Raw genomic sequence first — 15324 nt, forward strand, 5'->3', positions numbered from 1 at the left:
CCGTACAGCCTGAAGGACGCCGGATGCTGCGCCTCGAAGTGCGCAACGCCCAGACCCCGATCGAGAAGAAACCCTCCTGGATCAAGGTCAAGGCCAAGACCGGCCCGGAATACACCGAACTGCGGGGCCTCGTCAAGAGCGAAGGCCTCCACACGGTCTGCCAAGAAGCCGGTTGTCCCAACATCTACGAATGCTGGGAGGACCGGGAGGCGACGTTCCTCATCGGCGGCTCCCAGTGCACCCGCCGCTGCGACTTCTGCCAGATCGACACGGGCAAGCCCGAGGCGCTCGACCGCGACGAGCCGCGGCGCGTCGCCGAGTCCGTGCAGACGATGGGCCTGAAGTACGCCACGATCACGGGCGTCGCCCGCGACGACCTCGAGGACGGCGGCGCGTGGCTCTATGCCGAGACCGTCCGCCAGATCCACGCGGCCGTCCCCGGCTGCGGCGTCGAACTGCTCATCCCCGACTTCAACGCGGTTCCCGAGCAGCTCGCCGAGGTCTTCTCCTCGCGCCCCGAGGTGCTCGCGCACAACGTCGAGACCGTGCCGCGCATCTTCAAGCGCATCCGGCCCGCGTTCCGCTACGAGCGGTCCCTCGAGGTCATCACGAAGGCCCGCGAGGACGGCCTGGTCACCAAGTCGAACCTCATCCTCGGCATGGGCGAGACGCGCGACGAGGTCTCGCAGGCGCTCAAGGACCTGCACGCCGCGGGCTGCGAGCTCATCACGATCACGCAGTACCTGCGCCCGACCAAGCGGCACCACCCGGTGGACCGCTGGGTCAAGCCCGAGGAGTTCGTGGAGCTCACCGCCGAGGCCGAGGAGATCGGTTTCGCGGGCGTCATGAGCGGCCCGCTCGTGCGCTCCTCGTACCGCGCCGGGCGTCTGTACCGACAGGCGATCGACGCCCGCTCGGCGACGCTTGCGAGCCGTAAATGAGTGCAGCCTGCGGCCCCCGCGTAACCTTCCGACCCGCCCATTAGAATTGACGGCATGGCAAAGCAGCAGGAAAAAGAGACGTTCGGCTCCCGGATGAAGACCATCGGGATGGCGATCAAGTTCACGAACGAGCGGGACAAGCTGTTCCTGCCGCTCGAGGCCGCGGCCGTCCTGCTGCCGTTCGTGATCATCACCGCTCTGGTGGTCTTCGCGAAGTTCTCGCTGCTCTGGTACGTCAGCGCCCTGTTCGTGGCGCTCCTGGCCGGCTTGATCGTGCTCAACATGCGCACGAGCAAGGTGGTGAACAAGGAGGCCGTCGGCAAGCCGGGCGCGGCGTACGCGCTCATCGACGGCATCCGCGGCTGGCAGGTGACGCCCGGCGTGGCGGCCCTGTCGGAGACGCAGATGGTGCACCGCGCGGTCGGCAAGGCCGGCGTGGTCCTCCTCGGCGAGGGCGGCGGCAAGGTCCGCAAGCTCCTCGGCCAGGAGAAGAAGCGCATCTCGCGCGTGGTCGGCTCGACCCCGGTCTACACGTTCCTCGTCGGCGAGACCGCCGGCGACGACTTCTCGGTGACCGAGGTCCGCAAGCGGCTCATGAAGCTGCCCAAGAACATCGACTCCAAGGACGCCAACCACATCGCCAAGCGCCTCGACGCGCTCGGCGTCGGCATGGCGATCCCGAAGGGCCCGATCCCGACGAGCGCCAACGCGGGCAAGGGCGCGCGCCGCGCCATGCTCCGCGGCCGCTAAACGGCAGCGCCGCAACACATCCGGAACATGCAACGGCCCGGCGGGGAAACCCGCCGGGCCGTTCGCTCGCTGCCGCTCGTGCCGCAGCGCGAAAGTCTGTCTAGAAGATGTCGCCGTTGTCGCGGCGGCGGCGCCACCGCTCCTCCATGCGGGAGGTGAAACCACCGGGCTTGGGGGATTTCGAGCCGCCGACGGAACGGCTCGCTTTGCCGTCGACCGCCTTCAGCTTCACATTCGTGCCGCGGCGCTGCGCCCAGAGGCCGAGGATCAGACCGCCGAACATGAGCACCGCGCCGATCGGCGCGCCGAACATGGCGACGTCGCCCCCGGCGATCACGGAGCCGATGACGACGCCGATCCCGATGACCGTGACGATGCCGGCGAGGATGAGCCTGCGCCGGGTCACATGCGCCGGGTCGTGGGCGCGCACAGCAGAGGCGAACTGCGGGTCTTCGGACAAGGACTGCTCGATTTGCTCGAACAGGCGTTGTTCGTGGTCGGAGAGCGGCACGACACTCCTCCTGCGTTAGTGCTCGACGGGGCCTCCACCAAGCCGGCGGCCCCACTGCTTGCATCCAAGTCTACGAGGCTTTCGCCCGAGGCGGAAGGCAGTTCGTGCTTGAATCAGTCCGTTCTGGCCTCGATGCGCGTGCTGACGGAGCCGCCTCGGCACAATAGCGCTCACCGGTCCGGGTTCCCCGATTCGCGGGTGTCTACACGCGAGTCCCGGCGCGTCAGCCGACCCGCCGAGCGGACGGCTCCTTTCCCGAATTTCGCGCTCGCCAGATCGATCGCGGTCTCGATGTCGCGCCACCCGTGCTCGGGTTCTCCGAGCGCCACCTGCCGGCCCACGGCGGCGGCCTCGACCAGGTGATCGAGCTTCACGCCGATGAGCCGCACGGGCGCCGTCGCCGCGGTGTCCGCGAGTTCCCTTGCGGCGGCGTAGATCTCGCGGCCCACGTCGGTGGGCGCGGCGAGCATCCGCGAGCGCGTGATGGTGCGGAAGTCCCCGAAGCGGATCTTCACGGTCACGCCGCGGCCCGCCCAGCCCGCGGCCCGCGCCCGGGACGCCACTTTGCGCGACAGTTCGAGGAGCACCGGCCCCCACACGGCGGCGTCGGGCGCGTCGCGGTCGAACGTGGTCTCGTTGCTGATCGACTTCTCGACCCGCTCGGGCCGCACCGGCCGCGGGTCGATGTTCCGCGAGAGCGCATACAGGTGCTCGGCGCTGGCGGTGCCGACGGACGCGGCGAGGCTGTCGACGTCGAGCCGGGCGAGGTCCCCGACCGTGCGCATGCCGAGCCGGGTGAGCTTCTCGGCGGTCTTCTCGCCGATGCCCCACACGGAGCGGATCGGCAGGCGGTGCAGGAACTCGAGCTCGGTCGCGGCGGGGACGACGCCGAGCCCGTCGGGTTTCGAGGCCTCGCTGGCGAGCTTCGACAGGAACTTGGTGGAGGCGATGCCCACGGTGCAGGTGATGCCGTGCTCGGCGCGCACGCGCTCGCGGATCCCCTGGGCGATCTCGACGGGCGAGCCGATGAGCCGCCGCGCGCCCGCGACGTCGAGGAACGCCTCGTCGACCGAGATCGGCTGGACGTGCGGCGTGTACTCGCGGAAGATCGCCATGACCGCGCGCGAGACTTCGCCGTACGAGGTGGTGGGGGTGATGAACACGCCGTGCGGGCAGCGGCGGCGCGCGATCGCGGTCGGCAGCGCCGAGTGCACGCCGTACTTGCGGGCCTCGTAGGAGGCGGCGGAGACGACGCCGCGCGGGCCGAGCCCGGCGACGATCACGGGCTTCCCGCGCAAGGTCGGGTCGCGCGCGATCTCCACGGACGCGAAGAACGCGTCCATGTCGACGTGCATGATCCCGAGCCCCTCGTCGGACAGCCCGGGCCCGATGAACCGATGAAGATCGCTGACCACACCGGAAGCCTAGCCACCCCCACCGACAACCGGCGCGCTCAAGCCGCCCGCCACGCCCGGCCCCGGGTATGGGACGAACCGGGCACTGTCGTACCTCCAGGGCACCATCGAAACCGGGGGCGGCTCCGCACGAACACACCCGACCTCGGGTACAGGACAAGCCGGACACGACCCGAAACCGTCGTACCTCCAGGGCATCATCGAAACCGCGGGCGGCCGCGCCGACACACCCGCTCCCGGGGGCGAGCCGCCCCCCCCCGCTGCCCGCTCAGCCGTTGCGGTAGCTCCACAGCGGGACGGCCATCTCCGCGGCGGTGAGCCCGCCGTGGTGGCCGATGAGGCGCGCCACGTGCGGCGGTTCGCCTTCGACGCCGACGATCGCGAACGTGTCCCGGCACGCCACCACGAGGTCGCCGATGCGGTCGCGGCTCGACTCGGTGACCTTGGGGCCGAACCAGCCGCGGTCGATCGCCTCGTCCTTGTCGATCACCTCGGCGCGGTCGCCCACGGCCTCGGCCCACGCCTGCCGCACGTCCTCGACCGCGCCCGGCGCCGCGTACAGGTACCGCATCCGCCCGTCCCCCGCGACCGCCTCGACGTCGGTCAAGAGGTCGGGCCGCCGGTCCACGTGCAGCCGGTCGGTGATGTTCACCATGCCGTGGTCGGCCGTCACCAGCAGCGCCGCGTCCCTGGGCAGGCCCGTGAGGATCCCGTCGATCGCCTCCGCGACCTTCGCGACCGCTTCGAGCCACTGCGGCGAGCCGATCCCGTGGAAGTGCCCGGCCGTGTCGACGTCGGGCAGGTAGGCGTACACGAGGCTGCGGTCCCCGCGCGCCAGCGCCGCGAGGGTGCCCTCCGCGACCTCGTGCGGGGCGATCGCGGGGAGCCAGTCGGCGCCTCTGTAGATCGCGCGGGTCAGGCCGGTGTCGCGGAACGTGCCGTTCGAGACGATGGTGCAGACGACGCCGCCGGCGTCGGCCTGCTCGAAGCAGGTCGGCTCGGGCTGCCAGGTCTCGGGGTCGGGCGCGCCCTCCCAGCGGATGTGGGTGACGAGGTCGCCGGTGTCGGGCACGCGCACGGTGAAGCCGATGATGCCGTGCTCTCCGGGCGGGAGCCCGCACGCGAGGGACGCGAGGCTGATCGGGGTGGAGGACGGCACCGTGGCGGTGATCGGGGTGAGGGTGCCGAGTTCGCCGTGGTGCATGGCGCCGACGGTGGCGCTGGCCTGGGCGGCCTGGCCGAGGAGGTGGAAGCCGAAGCCGTCGAGGAGGAGCACGGCGACACGGCGGACGCCGGCGAGCTCGCTGCTGCGCAGGTTCACGCCTCGGGTGGGGATTCCAAGGGCCGCAAGGGCGGTCGGCATGACATCGGCGAGTGTGCCGGTGCCGTAGGCGGGCCGCATCGCCGTGAGGTACGGGCTCGTAGGCATGGCCCGAGGCTAGCCGGTTTCGTGTCGGTTCGGCCATACCACGCACCGATGGGGGCATGCCGCTTCGCGCGCGGTGCGTGGGCGGCGGGTGACCGGTGCTGCGCGGGCCCGCGTCTGCGGCGGTCACGTTCGAGCAGGCCCCAAGCGCTCGGTGGCTGCGGGTCGGCGCGTTCCGGGATGCGATGCGAAATGCGCTCATAGTCTGGTGACATGTCCCAGACTCCGAACGATGGCGTGCCGCCTGAAGGAGGGGACCCGCGGGAGTCCCCGCAGGCGGGCGGCTGGCAGCCGCCCCAAGAGCCCGATCCGCAGTACCCGGTCGGCGGCTCCGGCCCGCAATCCTCGACGCCCGGTCCGCAGCAGCCCGGCTGGCCTCCGCCACCCGAAGGCAGCGGTCCGCAGCAGCCCGGCTGGCCTCCGCCACCGGGAGGCAGCGGCCCGCAGTATCCTGGGGGCTGGCAACCCCAAGGCGCGCAGCAGTATCCGGGCGGGCAGCCACCGCATTATCCGCCGCCGGGCGGCCCGGGCGCGTACGGGCAGCCGCCGTACGGGCCGCCGCCTCCCCAGGGCGGCAAGCGGAACGGTCTCATCATCGGTGTCGTGGTCGCCGTCGGCGTCCTCATCGCGGGCGTCCTCGTCGTGCTCGGCGTGAACATGATGGGCGGCGGGGACGACGACAAGGAGGTCGCGTCCAATCCGAGCGCTTCGGGCGCTCCCTCCGAGCAGCAGCCGACCGATGACGAGCCCGGCCGCGCGGACGTGCCGGTCAGCGCGTGCCTGCCGTACGAGCCGGTGGTCGGCTCGTCCGGGTTCGACTTCTCGACCCCGTGCGACAGCGCGGACGCGTTCTGGAAGGTCACGAACTCGAGCGACACGACCGGGGCCGCCGTGACCCCCGACGGACTCATCGCGGACACGCAGGTCGCCGCCGACCTGTGCGGCGAGGAGTACACCCGGCTCGAGTTCGGCGAGCTGTGGAAGGACTGGTACTTCACGTACGACACGACCACGTACACCGTCGAGCAGCTGGTCTGCGTCGAGGCGCTCGGCAATCCCGACGCGTCCGGGCGCGTGCCGATCATGCCGGACGTCGGCTCGTGCTTCGACGACAGCGACCGGTGGTGGACGGTCCCCTGCGACCGGCCCGAGGCCCTGTACGTCGTGGTCGACACGGTCGCGATCGATCCGCCGCGGACCATGTCGCTCGAGGAGGCCGGCGCGGAGGCCGCGCCGTGCTCCGGCGGCGCCAACTACTGGCAGGTCGTCGACGCCGACGGGCGCACCACGGATGTCCTGTGCGGCGATCCGCTATTAATCGCGTGAGTCCGGGCGCCTGCGGGCCGGACCCGCAGGCGCCCTTCACTGCCGCTTCACCTGCGCCCCTTTTCTAGGGCGCCCTCACACCTCGGGGATGTCCAGGCCCGACCGGTACGCGATGGCGACCAGCCCGGCCCGGTCGCGCGCGGTGAGCTTCGACAGGAGCTTCCCCACGTGCGTGCGGACCGTGGCGGGGCTGATGAACAGCCGCTCGCCGATCTCGTCGTTGGCGAGGCCGGTGGCGACCCAGCGCAGGATCTCCAGTTCACGCTCGGTCAAGCCGGCCAGGCCCGGGTGCGGCCTCCCGGTACTGGTGCCGCGCTCGGCGTACGCGTTGATCACCTTGCGGGTCACGTCGGGGCTGAGCAGCGAGTCGCCGGCGGCGGCGAGGCGCACGGCCTTCAGCAGGTCCTCGGGCGGCGCGTCCTTCATGACGAACCCGGCGGCCCCGTTGGAGAGCGCGTCGAAGATGTAGTCGTCGACCTCGAACGTGGTGATCATGACGACGCGGGTGGCGGCGAGGTTCGCGTCCCTGCCGATGCGCCGCAGCACTTCGAGGCCGTCGATACCGGGCATGCGGATGTCGAGCAGCGCCACGTCGGGCCGCAGCCGCGAGACCAGGTCCCAGGCCTCCTGCCCGTTCTCGGCCTCGGCGGCGACGTGGATGTCGTCCTCGCTGTTGAAGAGGTTGCGCAGCGCCATCCTGATGAGGCTCTGGTCGTCGGCGATCACGAGTTCGATCATGCGGAGTCCTCCGTGGACGGGTGCGGCGGGGCGGGTGCGGCGAGACCTCAAGTGTCACTGCGGTTGTAGGGCATGTCGGCTTTCACGGCGAAGCCGCCGCCGTCGCGTTTGGGCGCGGCGCTGAAGACGCCGCCGCTGGTGAGCACCCGTTCCATCATGCCCGTGACGCCCTGCCCGATCTTGTCCAGGTCGATCGGACCGCCGCGGCCGTCGTCCTCGACGAGGATCCGCACCCACCTCGGGTCGCAGTAGATCCGGACCGTGGCCTTCGACGCCTCGGCGTGCCGGATGACGTTCGTCAGCGATTCCTGGACCACCCGGTACGTGGTCGCGGCGATGTTCGTCGGCACCGCCTCGGGCTCGCCCGTGACCTCGTACTCGACCTCGAGCCCGCCGGTCCGCACCGCCTCCACAAGGGACGGTATGTCGGCGATCGCGCCGGTCGGGCGCAGCTCGGGCTGGCGGCCCTGCCGCAGCGGCGCGAGCGTGGCGCGCAGGTCCTGGAGCGCCCGGGTCGAGGCGTCCCGGATGGCCTGCAGGTTCTCGACGACCTCGGGCGGCGTGCCCGGCCGCTTCTCCAGGACATGAAGGGCCACACCGGCGTTCATGCTGACCACGGCCAGGCTGTGCCCGACCACGTCGTGGATCTCCCGGGCCATCTCCACGCGTTCGTCGGCCCGGTACCGCTCGCGTTCGGCCTCGCGTTCGCGCGCCCTCGCGTGCCGGGCCTCGCGGACGATCCGGCCGCCCGCGGCGGGGATGGCGAGCCACACGAAGGTGATGCTCGCGTTCACCCAAAGGTCGGTGATCTCGCCGAGGACGAACGTCTGGTACGCGGTATTGACCGCGAACAGCCCGGGCAGGACGAACAGGAGGCGCTTGAGCGGCCGCGCGAACGCCAAGGAGAACACCGCCACGGCCGGGAGCATGTAGATCGGACCCTCGGGCAGCCCCAGGTACAGGTACAGGTACAGGCCCGCGAGGGTTCCGGCGAGCGCGACCTCCGGCCAGCGCCGGCGCACCGCCAGGAACGCGGCGGTCGCGGCGATGAGCGCGAACGCGAGCGGCCCGGGGCGGTGGTCCGGGGCGGCCCCGACGGTCGTGCCGCTCACGAGGAGCGCGAGCAGCACGGCGAGCCCGATGTCGAAGACGGGGGCCGGGATCCTGGTCCGGGCGGCGGTCGGCGTGGTCACGAGTCCAGGCTACGGTCCGGCGGCCCGAGCGCCTTCGGCGTCAGGACGTAATCGCGTCTACGCGCCTCGACGTAGACGCATCGGACGATCGGCCGGGCGGCCCGGTCAGCGCATGGGCTTGCGGGCGAACAGGTGGATGTGGGTCGCCATGTCCCGGAAAGGGATCCGCGAGGCGGTGGCGAGCTCGAACTCGCGCAGGGCCTCGCCGGTGCCCGTCTCGGCCTTCGCTGCCGTGGCGGAGATGAGGTCGCCGACGACGCCGACGCCGTGGACCTGCTCGGTGACGAGCCCGGAGCCGCCGACGAGCGCGGTGAGGGTCGCGGTCTCGAAGCGGCGCTTGATCGTGTCGCGGCCCTCGATGATGCCGTCGACGTTGGCGAGCAGGTCGAGCGCGGTCTGGAAGTTGCCGGCGAGGGCCTTCCCGAGGACGGCGGCGATGCGGTTGGCGACGAGGATGCTCACGGCGCCGCCGGGCGCGCAGACGCGGCCGAGGGCGTCGAGGGCGGCGTCCGGGTAGTCGACCATCTCGAGGACCGAGTGGCAGAGGACGAGGTCGGCGCTGCCGGGCTCGGCCACGTCGGGGAGCTCGTCGGCGTCGGCCTGGACGGCGCGGACGCGGTCGGTGACGCCGGCGTCGGCGGCGCGCTGGCGAAGGGAGGCGAGCGCGTTGGCGCTGGGTTCGACGACGGTGACGTCGTGGCCGAGTTCGGCGAGGGGGACGGCGAAGCCGCCGGAGCCGCCGCCGACGTCGAGGATGCGGAGGGTCGCTCCGGTGCCTGCGGCGAATCGCTCGATCTCGGCCGACAGGACCGACCACACGACGGCCATGCGGGGGTGGTGCCCGGTGTGCGTGATCTCTTTGGGAATGTCGACCATGCGCCACAGCCTAGCGCCGCCGCGCCGCACGGGGTAGGAGGGCGGGGAGAGAGGGCAGTGGGAAACGTGAACGGAGGGTCCCGGCAAATCGGACATCGATGGGTCCCGCTGCGGCGTCGCTTGCGAGCCGCACAGGAGCACCGCACCAGTGGCACGCGGGTGCGACACGATCCGTTGGCGCTGAATGTGAACGGAGGGTCCACGCAAAACGGACATCGATGGGCCCCCGGTTCTAACCCTGCCACGCTGGACCGACAGAACACGGCTGCCCGGTCCCTTGGGGGGACCGGGCAGCCGTGAACATGTTTCGGCTAGTCGCGCAGGAACGGGGGCCGTTTGCGGATCTCCCGCAGGTAGGCCGGGTTGTTCTGGAAGTAGCGGCGCCAGAGGCGCTTGGGCTCCTTCGTGAGCCGGTAGAACCATTCGAGGCCGTTGCGCTGCATCCACGGCGGGGCCTGCGGGACGAGCCCGGCGTGGAAGTCGAACGCGGCGCCGACGCCGAACATCGCGGGGGCGTTGAGGCGGTCGCGGTGGGCGGCCATCCAGCGCTCCTGCTTCGGCGTCGAGAGCCCCACCCACACCAGTTGCGCGCCGGAGTCGTTGATGCGCTTGACGATCGCGTCGTCCTCCTCCTCCGTCAGGGGACGGAAGGGCGGCGAGTACATGCCGGCGAACTTGACGCCGGGGATGCGCTCGGCGAGCTTCTCGGCGAGGAGTTCGGGCACGCCGTCCTTGCCGCCGTAGAGGAACGAGGTCCAGCCGCGTTCGGCGGCGCGGGCGAGCACGTTGAGCATCAGGTCGGGCCCGTAGACCCGGTCCATCCAGTCGGCGCCGGCCTTGTGCCCGGCCCACACCATCGGCATGCCGTCGGGCGTGGTGAGCCCGGAGGCGTTGTGGATGGCGAGCAGTTCGGGGTCGCGCTGGGACTCCATGACGCCGTGCACGCCGGTGACGCACACGTAGTGGCGTTCACCGGTCTCGACCCAGCGGGTGACCTCGGCGAGCGCCATGTCCTGGTTGACGGTGGAGACGCCGACGCCGAGGACGTCGACGCGGCGGAGCTTCGGGTCGGACATCAGAGGCTGTACTTGGCCTTGACCTCGTTGTAGACCCACTCGTAGGTCTTGGTCATGCCCTCGCGGAGGCTGATCGAGGGCTCCCAGCCGTAGTACTTCTGGATGAGCGTGTTGTCCGAGTTGCGGCCGCGCACGCCCAGGGGGCCGTCGATGTGCTTGAGCTCGATGTCGATCCCGGCGATGTCGGCGACCAGGTAGTACAGGTTGTTGATCGTGGTCAGCTCGGAGGAGCCGAGGTTGAGCGGCTCGGTGACGTCGCCGCGCGTGAACATCTTGGTGCCGTGGACGCAGTCGTCGATGTAGGTGAAGGAGCGGGTCTGCTCGCCGTCGCCCCAGATCTCGACCGTCTTCTCGCCCTTGAGGGCGGCGAGGGCGATCTTGCGGCAGGTCGCGGCGGGGGCCTTCTCGCGGCCGCCGTCCCAGGTGCCCTCGGGCCCGTAGATGTTGTGGTAGCGGGCGATGCGGGTCTCGAGGCCGAAGTCCTCGCGGAAGTGGCGGCACATGCGCTCGGAGAACAGCTTCTCCCAGCCGTAGCCGTCCTCGGCGTCGGCGGGGTAGGCGTCCTCTTCCTTCAGGGGCGCGATGTTCGCCTCGGTCTGCTTGTAGCCGGCGTAGACGCACGCGGAGGAGGAGTAGAAGAAGCGGCCGACCTCGGCGTCCTTGGCGGCCATGAGCATGTGGGTGGAGGGGAGGACCGAGAGCATGCACAGGGCCTTGTTGTTCTCGATGAAGCCCATGCCGCCCATGTTGCAGGCGAGGTTGTAGACCTCGGCGGCGCCGTCGCCGACGGCTTCGCGGCAGGCCTCGAGGTCGGCGAGGTCGCGCTGCAGGTTCTCGGTGTCGCCGTGGACCTGGTACCACTCGTCGAGGGGCTTGACGTCGACGGCGCGAACGCTCTTGCCCTCGGCGAGGAGGCTCGCCACCAGGTGCCCGCCGATGAAGCCACCGGCTCCCGCCACTACCGCGTCCACGCTTGCCGCCATCGTCACTCCTCAAGGTTTCGGATACGGGGAAAGAAGCCTCAGCCTACCCGTCGCGTTTACACGCCCACCAGCCGGGAAATGGGGTGTAAGTCACCTTTGGGGGCGGTGTCAGAGGCGGGGTCGGGGGCGCTCGCGGGCTCGTTCGGGGTCTCGTTCGCGCCGCGCCGCAGCAGCTGCGCGGGGCTGATCACGAACAGGTCCGGGTCGGGGTCGGCGGCGATCGCGGCCTCGACGCGCGGGGCGACGCAGTAGAGGCGGGTCTTGGGGTCGCCGAGGAGCCGCCGGACGTAGCGGAGGCGCTTGAGCTGGCGTTCGACCATCTGGAACTTCCAGCGGATCGTGCCGAGCGCGATCGGCTCGCCGGTCTCGCTCCACGCGGCGAGCTCGATGGTGCGGAGCTGCCGGAAGCGCGGGTCGGGGACGGTGAGCCGCGTGGTCTGCGCCGCGGCCGGGTCGTTGAGCGCCCATTCGCGGGCGAGCCGGTGGAACTCGGGGCGGCACACGTACCGGTCCCAGCGGGCGTGGGTCATCCGCCACAGTTTGTCGGTGATGTAGCCGCGGCGCCAGCGCGCGAGGTGCACGGCGAGCACCGCGTAGTGGAAGCGCGCGAGGCGGTGCTCCATGGTCCAGAACGGCGCGTCGGGCTCGAGCGGGTTCGCTTCGGCGCGGATCAGGCCGGCCTGCTCGAGGTGCGGGAGGAGGACGTCGAGGTCGGCTTCGGAGAGGCCGGTGACGGCGCGCAGGTCGTACGGGGTGCGGGGCCGGGTGGTGATGGCGGCGAGGACGTCGTCGGTGGGCTTGTCCGGGGCTTCGCCGAGGACGTCGGCGACGGCGTTCGCCGCGACCTCCAGGAACGGGCCCTCGGGGCGCAGGAACTTGGCCTTGACCCAGGTGTCGGCGTCTTGGCGGGTCTGTGGCAGGTCGCCGGCCTGCGCGAGGAGCGCGGGGTCGGAGCCGAGGGTGGCGTGGACGCTGACGGCCGTCTCGGGGTCGGCCACGCCCACGGAGAGGATGGACTCGCGCAGTTCGTTCATAGCGATGCCGATGCTACACAGGCGCTGCGCGGGTCACAGTTCACGGAACATGAGGTGCATGCCGACCAGGCCCTGGGTCGGATGGCGGAAGGTCTCGGGGAGGACCGCGAGGGTGCGGAAGCCGAGGGCGTGCCAGAGGTCGACGGCGCGGGTGTTGGTGGCGACGACCGCGTTGAACTGCATGGCGGTGAAGCCGTCCGCTTTGGCGCGGGCGAGTGCCGCCGCGCCGAGCGCGCGGCCGACGCCCTTGCCGCGCACGGCGGGGTCGACCATGAAGCCCGCGTTGGCGATGTGCGACCCCCGGCCGGGCTGGTTCGGGTGGATCTCGGCGATCCCGACGACGCGGCCGTCGACCGATCCGTCCTCGACCACGGCGACGAGCGCGCTGGCGGGCGCCTCCTTCTCGATCCAGAAGGCGCGCAGCCGTGCTTCGGGAGTGTCGGCCTCCCACAAGAAGTGCTCGCCGGAGGCGACGATGGGAGCGGCGAACGCCCACACGGCAGGCCAGTCCTCGGGGCGCGCATCACGGATCTCCATGGCATGGAAGCGTAGTCGAGGCCCCCTCACGACGCCAGCGCGCCGACGGGCGGCCTGATGTCGTACCCGCCTGTCAGGGTTGCGACCGGGGGCCCATCGATGTCCGATTCGCGAAGACCCTCCGTTCACGTTCGGCGCCAACGCGAATCGTCGGACCCTTATGCCAGGGTGCTGTGCTCATTGCCGGCTCGCAAGCTTCGCCGGGTACCGGGGCCCTTCGGATGCCCGATCTGCCGGACTCTCCGTTCACGTTCAGCGCGGCGGCTGCCAGTCCGACAGCGAGGCCGCCTGGTTCTGCACCCACGAGTCCGGCACCGCCCGCAGCAGGCTCTTGGTCATCCCCCGGCCGCCGGAGGCGATCGTGTGGACCCGTCGCGAGAGGCGGGCGACCCGCTTGATGCGGGCGAGGCGGGCCCGGTCGTAGGAGGCGAGCGCCGCCGGGACCGATTCGGGGGTGCGCCGCAGCGCCCACCCGAGGGTCACCGCGTCCTCCAGAGCGAGGCTCGCGCCCTGCGCGAGGATCGGCGCGACGCCGTGCGCGGCGTCGCCGAGCAGCACCAGGCCGCCCTGGCCGACCGGCTGGTGCAGGACCGGCGGGATCGGCCACACGTACCGGACCGACTGCTGCGTCAGCTCCGAGGGCCGGGTCGCGGCGATGAACTTGCCGACCGGGTCGGGCCAGTCGGCGAACCACCGGTTGATGAGCTCGTACTGGATCTGCGGCGACTCCGGCCGCATCCCGCCCGGCACCGTCGCCCACCAGCACGCCCCGGCGTGCCCGAGGTCGCCGTAGCCGAAGCGGCGGCGGTCGGGCCCGTAGATCTCCACGGCGTCCGTGGTCCGCTCGGGCGCCCGATGCGCGGGCACGAGACCCCGGAAGCACACCACCCCGGCGTCCACTGTGGGCGAACCGGGGGCGATGAGCGGCCGCGTCGGCGAGTCGATGCCGTCCGCCGCGACCACGAGTTCGGCGTCCCAGCGGCGCGACGCGTCGCCCGCCGCCAGGTCCACCATGTCGATCCGGTCGACCTGCGTCGCCGGGTGCACCTGGACGTTGTCCCCCAGCCGCGACACCAGCGCCTCGTACAGCATCGCGGTGTGCACCATCACTGAAGGCGTGCCGTCGTCGGCCCCGAGCATCGCCGCCGCGAACGAGCTCGACAGGCGGTCCTCGTTGCGGATCTCGAAGCGGTCAACCGGGGTCCCGGACGCGTCGAGCTGCGCGTCGACCCCGAGCGCGCGCAGCGCGCGCACGCCCGAGGCCCACAGGACCATGCCCAGGTCCTCGCCTTTGAGGCGCTCGCGCCGCTCGAGCAGCGCGACCCGCCAGCCCAGCTTGGACAGGACGATCGCGCTGGCGAGCCCGGCGACGCCGGCGCCGACGACTACGGCTCTTCGGTTCTGCATCTGCACCACCCGGGGGAGGGGTCAGCTCTCGGTCTTGTCCGCGTCGGCCGGGGGCTCGTCGGCGTGGGTCTCGTCGGCGATCACGTCGTCCTCGGGCCGGTCGGGTTCGGGGTCGGCCTCGGTCGCGGCGCCGCCGATCTCGCCCGGCTCGGCGCCCTTGGGGAGGCCGCCGTTCACGTAGCCTGCGGCCTTGGCTTCGGCGGAATTCCAGTCCACGAGCACGCGCTCGCCGCCGTCGAGGACGAACACCTGGCGGGTGCCGCGGGCGCGGATCAGGTAGATCACGGCGAGGACGACGACGATGACGCTCATCCACTGGTTGAGGCGCAGCCCGGCGAAGGCCTCGGCGGGGTCGATGCGCAGGCCCTCGATCCAGAACCGGCCGATGCCGTAGAGGGCGACGTAGAGGGCGAGCGCGCGCCCGGCCCCGAACTTGACCTTGCGGTCGGCGGCCCAGACGACGAGCGCGACGCCGAGGTTCCACAGCAGTTCGTACAGGAACGTCGGGTGGAACGTCGAGTACTCGAGGTAGCCGAAGACGCGGTGCTCGCGGTCGATCGACACGGCCCACCAGGCGTCGAGCGGCTTGCCGTACAGCTCCTGGTTGAACCAGTTGCCGAGGCGGCCGATCGCCTGCGCGACGGGCAGGCCGGGGGCGATGGCGTCCGCGGTCATCGAGAATTTCAGGCCGAGCTGGCGGCAGGCGAACCAGACGCCGACGCCGCCGAGGAGGATCGCGCCGGGGATGCCCAGGCCGCCCTCCCAGACCGCGAGGATCTTCCACGGGTCGCCGTCGGCGCCGAAGTAGGCGTCGGGGCTGGTGAAGACGTGATAGAGGCGGCCGCCGACGATGCCGAAGGGCACGGCCCACACGGCGATGTCGAGCACGGCCCACTTGGGGGCGCCCCGCGAGCGCATGCGCGCTTCGGCGATCCAGCAGGCGGCCACGATGCCGGCGATGAGGCACAGCGCGTAGGCGCGGATCGGGATGGGGCCGAGGTGCCAGACGGACTCCGACGGGCTCGGGATATAAGCGAGGTCCACGACGAGTAAACCTATCGGTTGCGCGAGCGGCGGGTGGCACGGGCCCGAGCCGGTCCCACGGGCCGCC

General features: G+C 71.3%; 15 protein-coding genes. 3 read left to right on the top strand and 12 right to left on the bottom strand.

Annotated features, from left to right (window positions below):
* Nucleotides 1-23 precede the first annotated feature (23 nt).
* Nucleotides 24-941, top strand: a complete 918-nt coding sequence (lipA, locus tag O2L01_RS24200; RefSeq protein WP_374727682.1) for a lipoyl synthase — start codon at nucleotides 24-26, stop codon at nucleotides 939-941.
* 54 nt (nucleotides 942-995) lie between these two features.
* A complete protein-coding gene (locus O2L01_RS24205) occupies nucleotides 996-1691 on the top strand; it encodes a DUF4191 family protein (protein WP_270124622.1) in 696 nt (231 codons plus the stop codon).
* Nucleotides 1692-1791: 100 nt separating this feature from the next.
* On the opposite strand, the gene O2L01_RS24210 is transcribed toward O2L01_RS24205, so the two are convergent.
* From O2L01_RS24210 to O2L01_RS24220, 3 genes are all read right to left on the bottom strand, one after another.
* The gene (locus tag O2L01_RS24210) at nucleotides 1792-2202 is read right to left on the bottom strand and encodes a DUF3040 domain-containing protein (RefSeq protein ID WP_270124623.1); all 411 of its coding nucleotides are present in this window, start codon (nucleotides 2200-2202) and stop codon (nucleotides 1792-1794) included.
* 170 nt (nucleotides 2203-2372) lie between these two features.
* Entirely contained in the window at nucleotides 2373-3557 is a 1185-nt protein-coding gene (gene dinB, locus O2L01_RS24215; protein WP_374727681.1) for a DNA polymerase IV, read from the bottom strand.
* 328 nt (nucleotides 3558-3885) lie between these two features.
* Nucleotides 3886-5046 carry an alkaline phosphatase family protein gene (locus O2L01_RS24220; protein ID WP_270124625.1) on the bottom strand — a complete coding sequence of 387 codons (1161 nt, stop codon included), beginning with the start codon at nucleotides 5044-5046 and terminating at the stop codon, nucleotides 3886-3888.
* Between the two features lie 210 nt (nucleotides 5047-5256).
* On the opposite strand from O2L01_RS24220, the gene O2L01_RS24225 reads away from it, so the two are divergent.
* A complete protein-coding gene (locus O2L01_RS24225; RefSeq protein ID WP_270124626.1) occupies nucleotides 5257-6369 on the top strand; it encodes a hypothetical protein in 1113 nt (370 codons plus the stop codon).
* Nucleotides 6370-6444: 75 nt separating this feature from the next.
* Here the strand turns inward: O2L01_RS24225 and O2L01_RS24230 are convergent, their stop codons facing one another.
* The 9 genes from O2L01_RS24230 to lgt form a co-directional block, all read right to left on the bottom strand.
* A complete protein-coding gene (locus tag O2L01_RS24230; protein ID WP_270124627.1) occupies nucleotides 6445-7107 on the bottom strand; it encodes a response regulator in 663 nt (220 codons plus the stop codon).
* A gap of 47 nt (nucleotides 7108-7154) precedes the next feature.
* Nucleotides 7155-8300: a sensor histidine kinase gene (locus O2L01_RS24235; RefSeq protein ID WP_270124628.1), complete on the bottom strand. Its 1146-nt coding sequence runs from the start codon at nucleotides 8298-8300 to the stop codon at nucleotides 7155-7157.
* Nucleotides 8301-8405: 105 nt separating this feature from the next.
* Complete coding sequence (locus tag O2L01_RS24240) at nucleotides 8406-9176, bottom strand: methyltransferase domain-containing protein (protein WP_270124629.1); 771 nt, start codon at nucleotides 9174-9176, stop codon at nucleotides 8406-8408.
* 311 nt (nucleotides 9177-9487) lie between these two features.
* On the bottom strand, nucleotides 9488-10252 hold the full coding sequence (locus O2L01_RS24245) for a WecB/TagA/CpsF family glycosyltransferase (RefSeq protein WP_270124630.1): 765 nt from the start codon (nucleotides 10250-10252) through the stop codon (nucleotides 9488-9490).
* Nucleotides 10252-11235 carry an NAD-dependent epimerase/dehydratase family protein gene (locus O2L01_RS24250; RefSeq protein WP_270124631.1) on the bottom strand — a complete coding sequence of 328 codons (984 nt, stop codon included), beginning with the start codon at nucleotides 11233-11235 and terminating at the stop codon, nucleotides 10252-10254. The genes O2L01_RS24245 and O2L01_RS24250 overlap by 1 nt, the downstream gene beginning before the upstream one ends.
* Before the next feature lie 56 nt (nucleotides 11236-11291).
* Nucleotides 11292-12269, bottom strand: coding sequence for a hypothetical protein (locus tag O2L01_RS24255; protein ID WP_270124632.1), 978 nt, complete (start codon nucleotides 12267-12269; stop codon nucleotides 11292-11294).
* A gap of 33 nt (nucleotides 12270-12302) precedes the next feature.
* Entirely contained in the window at nucleotides 12303-12806 is a 504-nt protein-coding gene (locus O2L01_RS24260) for a GNAT family N-acetyltransferase (RefSeq protein WP_270124633.1), read from the bottom strand.
* 252 nt (nucleotides 12807-13058) lie between these two features.
* Nucleotides 13059-14213 carry an FAD-dependent oxidoreductase gene (locus O2L01_RS24265; protein ID WP_270124634.1) on the bottom strand — a complete coding sequence of 385 codons (1155 nt, stop codon included), beginning with the start codon at nucleotides 14211-14213 and terminating at the stop codon, nucleotides 13059-13061.
* Nucleotides 14214-14234: 21 nt separating this feature from the next.
* Nucleotides 14235-15257 carry a prolipoprotein diacylglyceryl transferase gene (lgt, locus tag O2L01_RS24270; protein WP_270124635.1) on the bottom strand — a complete coding sequence of 341 codons (1023 nt, stop codon included), beginning with the start codon at nucleotides 15255-15257 and terminating at the stop codon, nucleotides 14235-14237.
* Nucleotides 15258-15324 lie beyond the last annotated feature (67 nt).

The sequence above is a fragment of the Glycomyces lechevalierae genome (genome assembly GCF_027622945.1).
GTDB lineage: Bacteria > Actinomycetota > Actinomycetes > Mycobacteriales > Micromonosporaceae > Glycomyces > Glycomyces rutgersensis.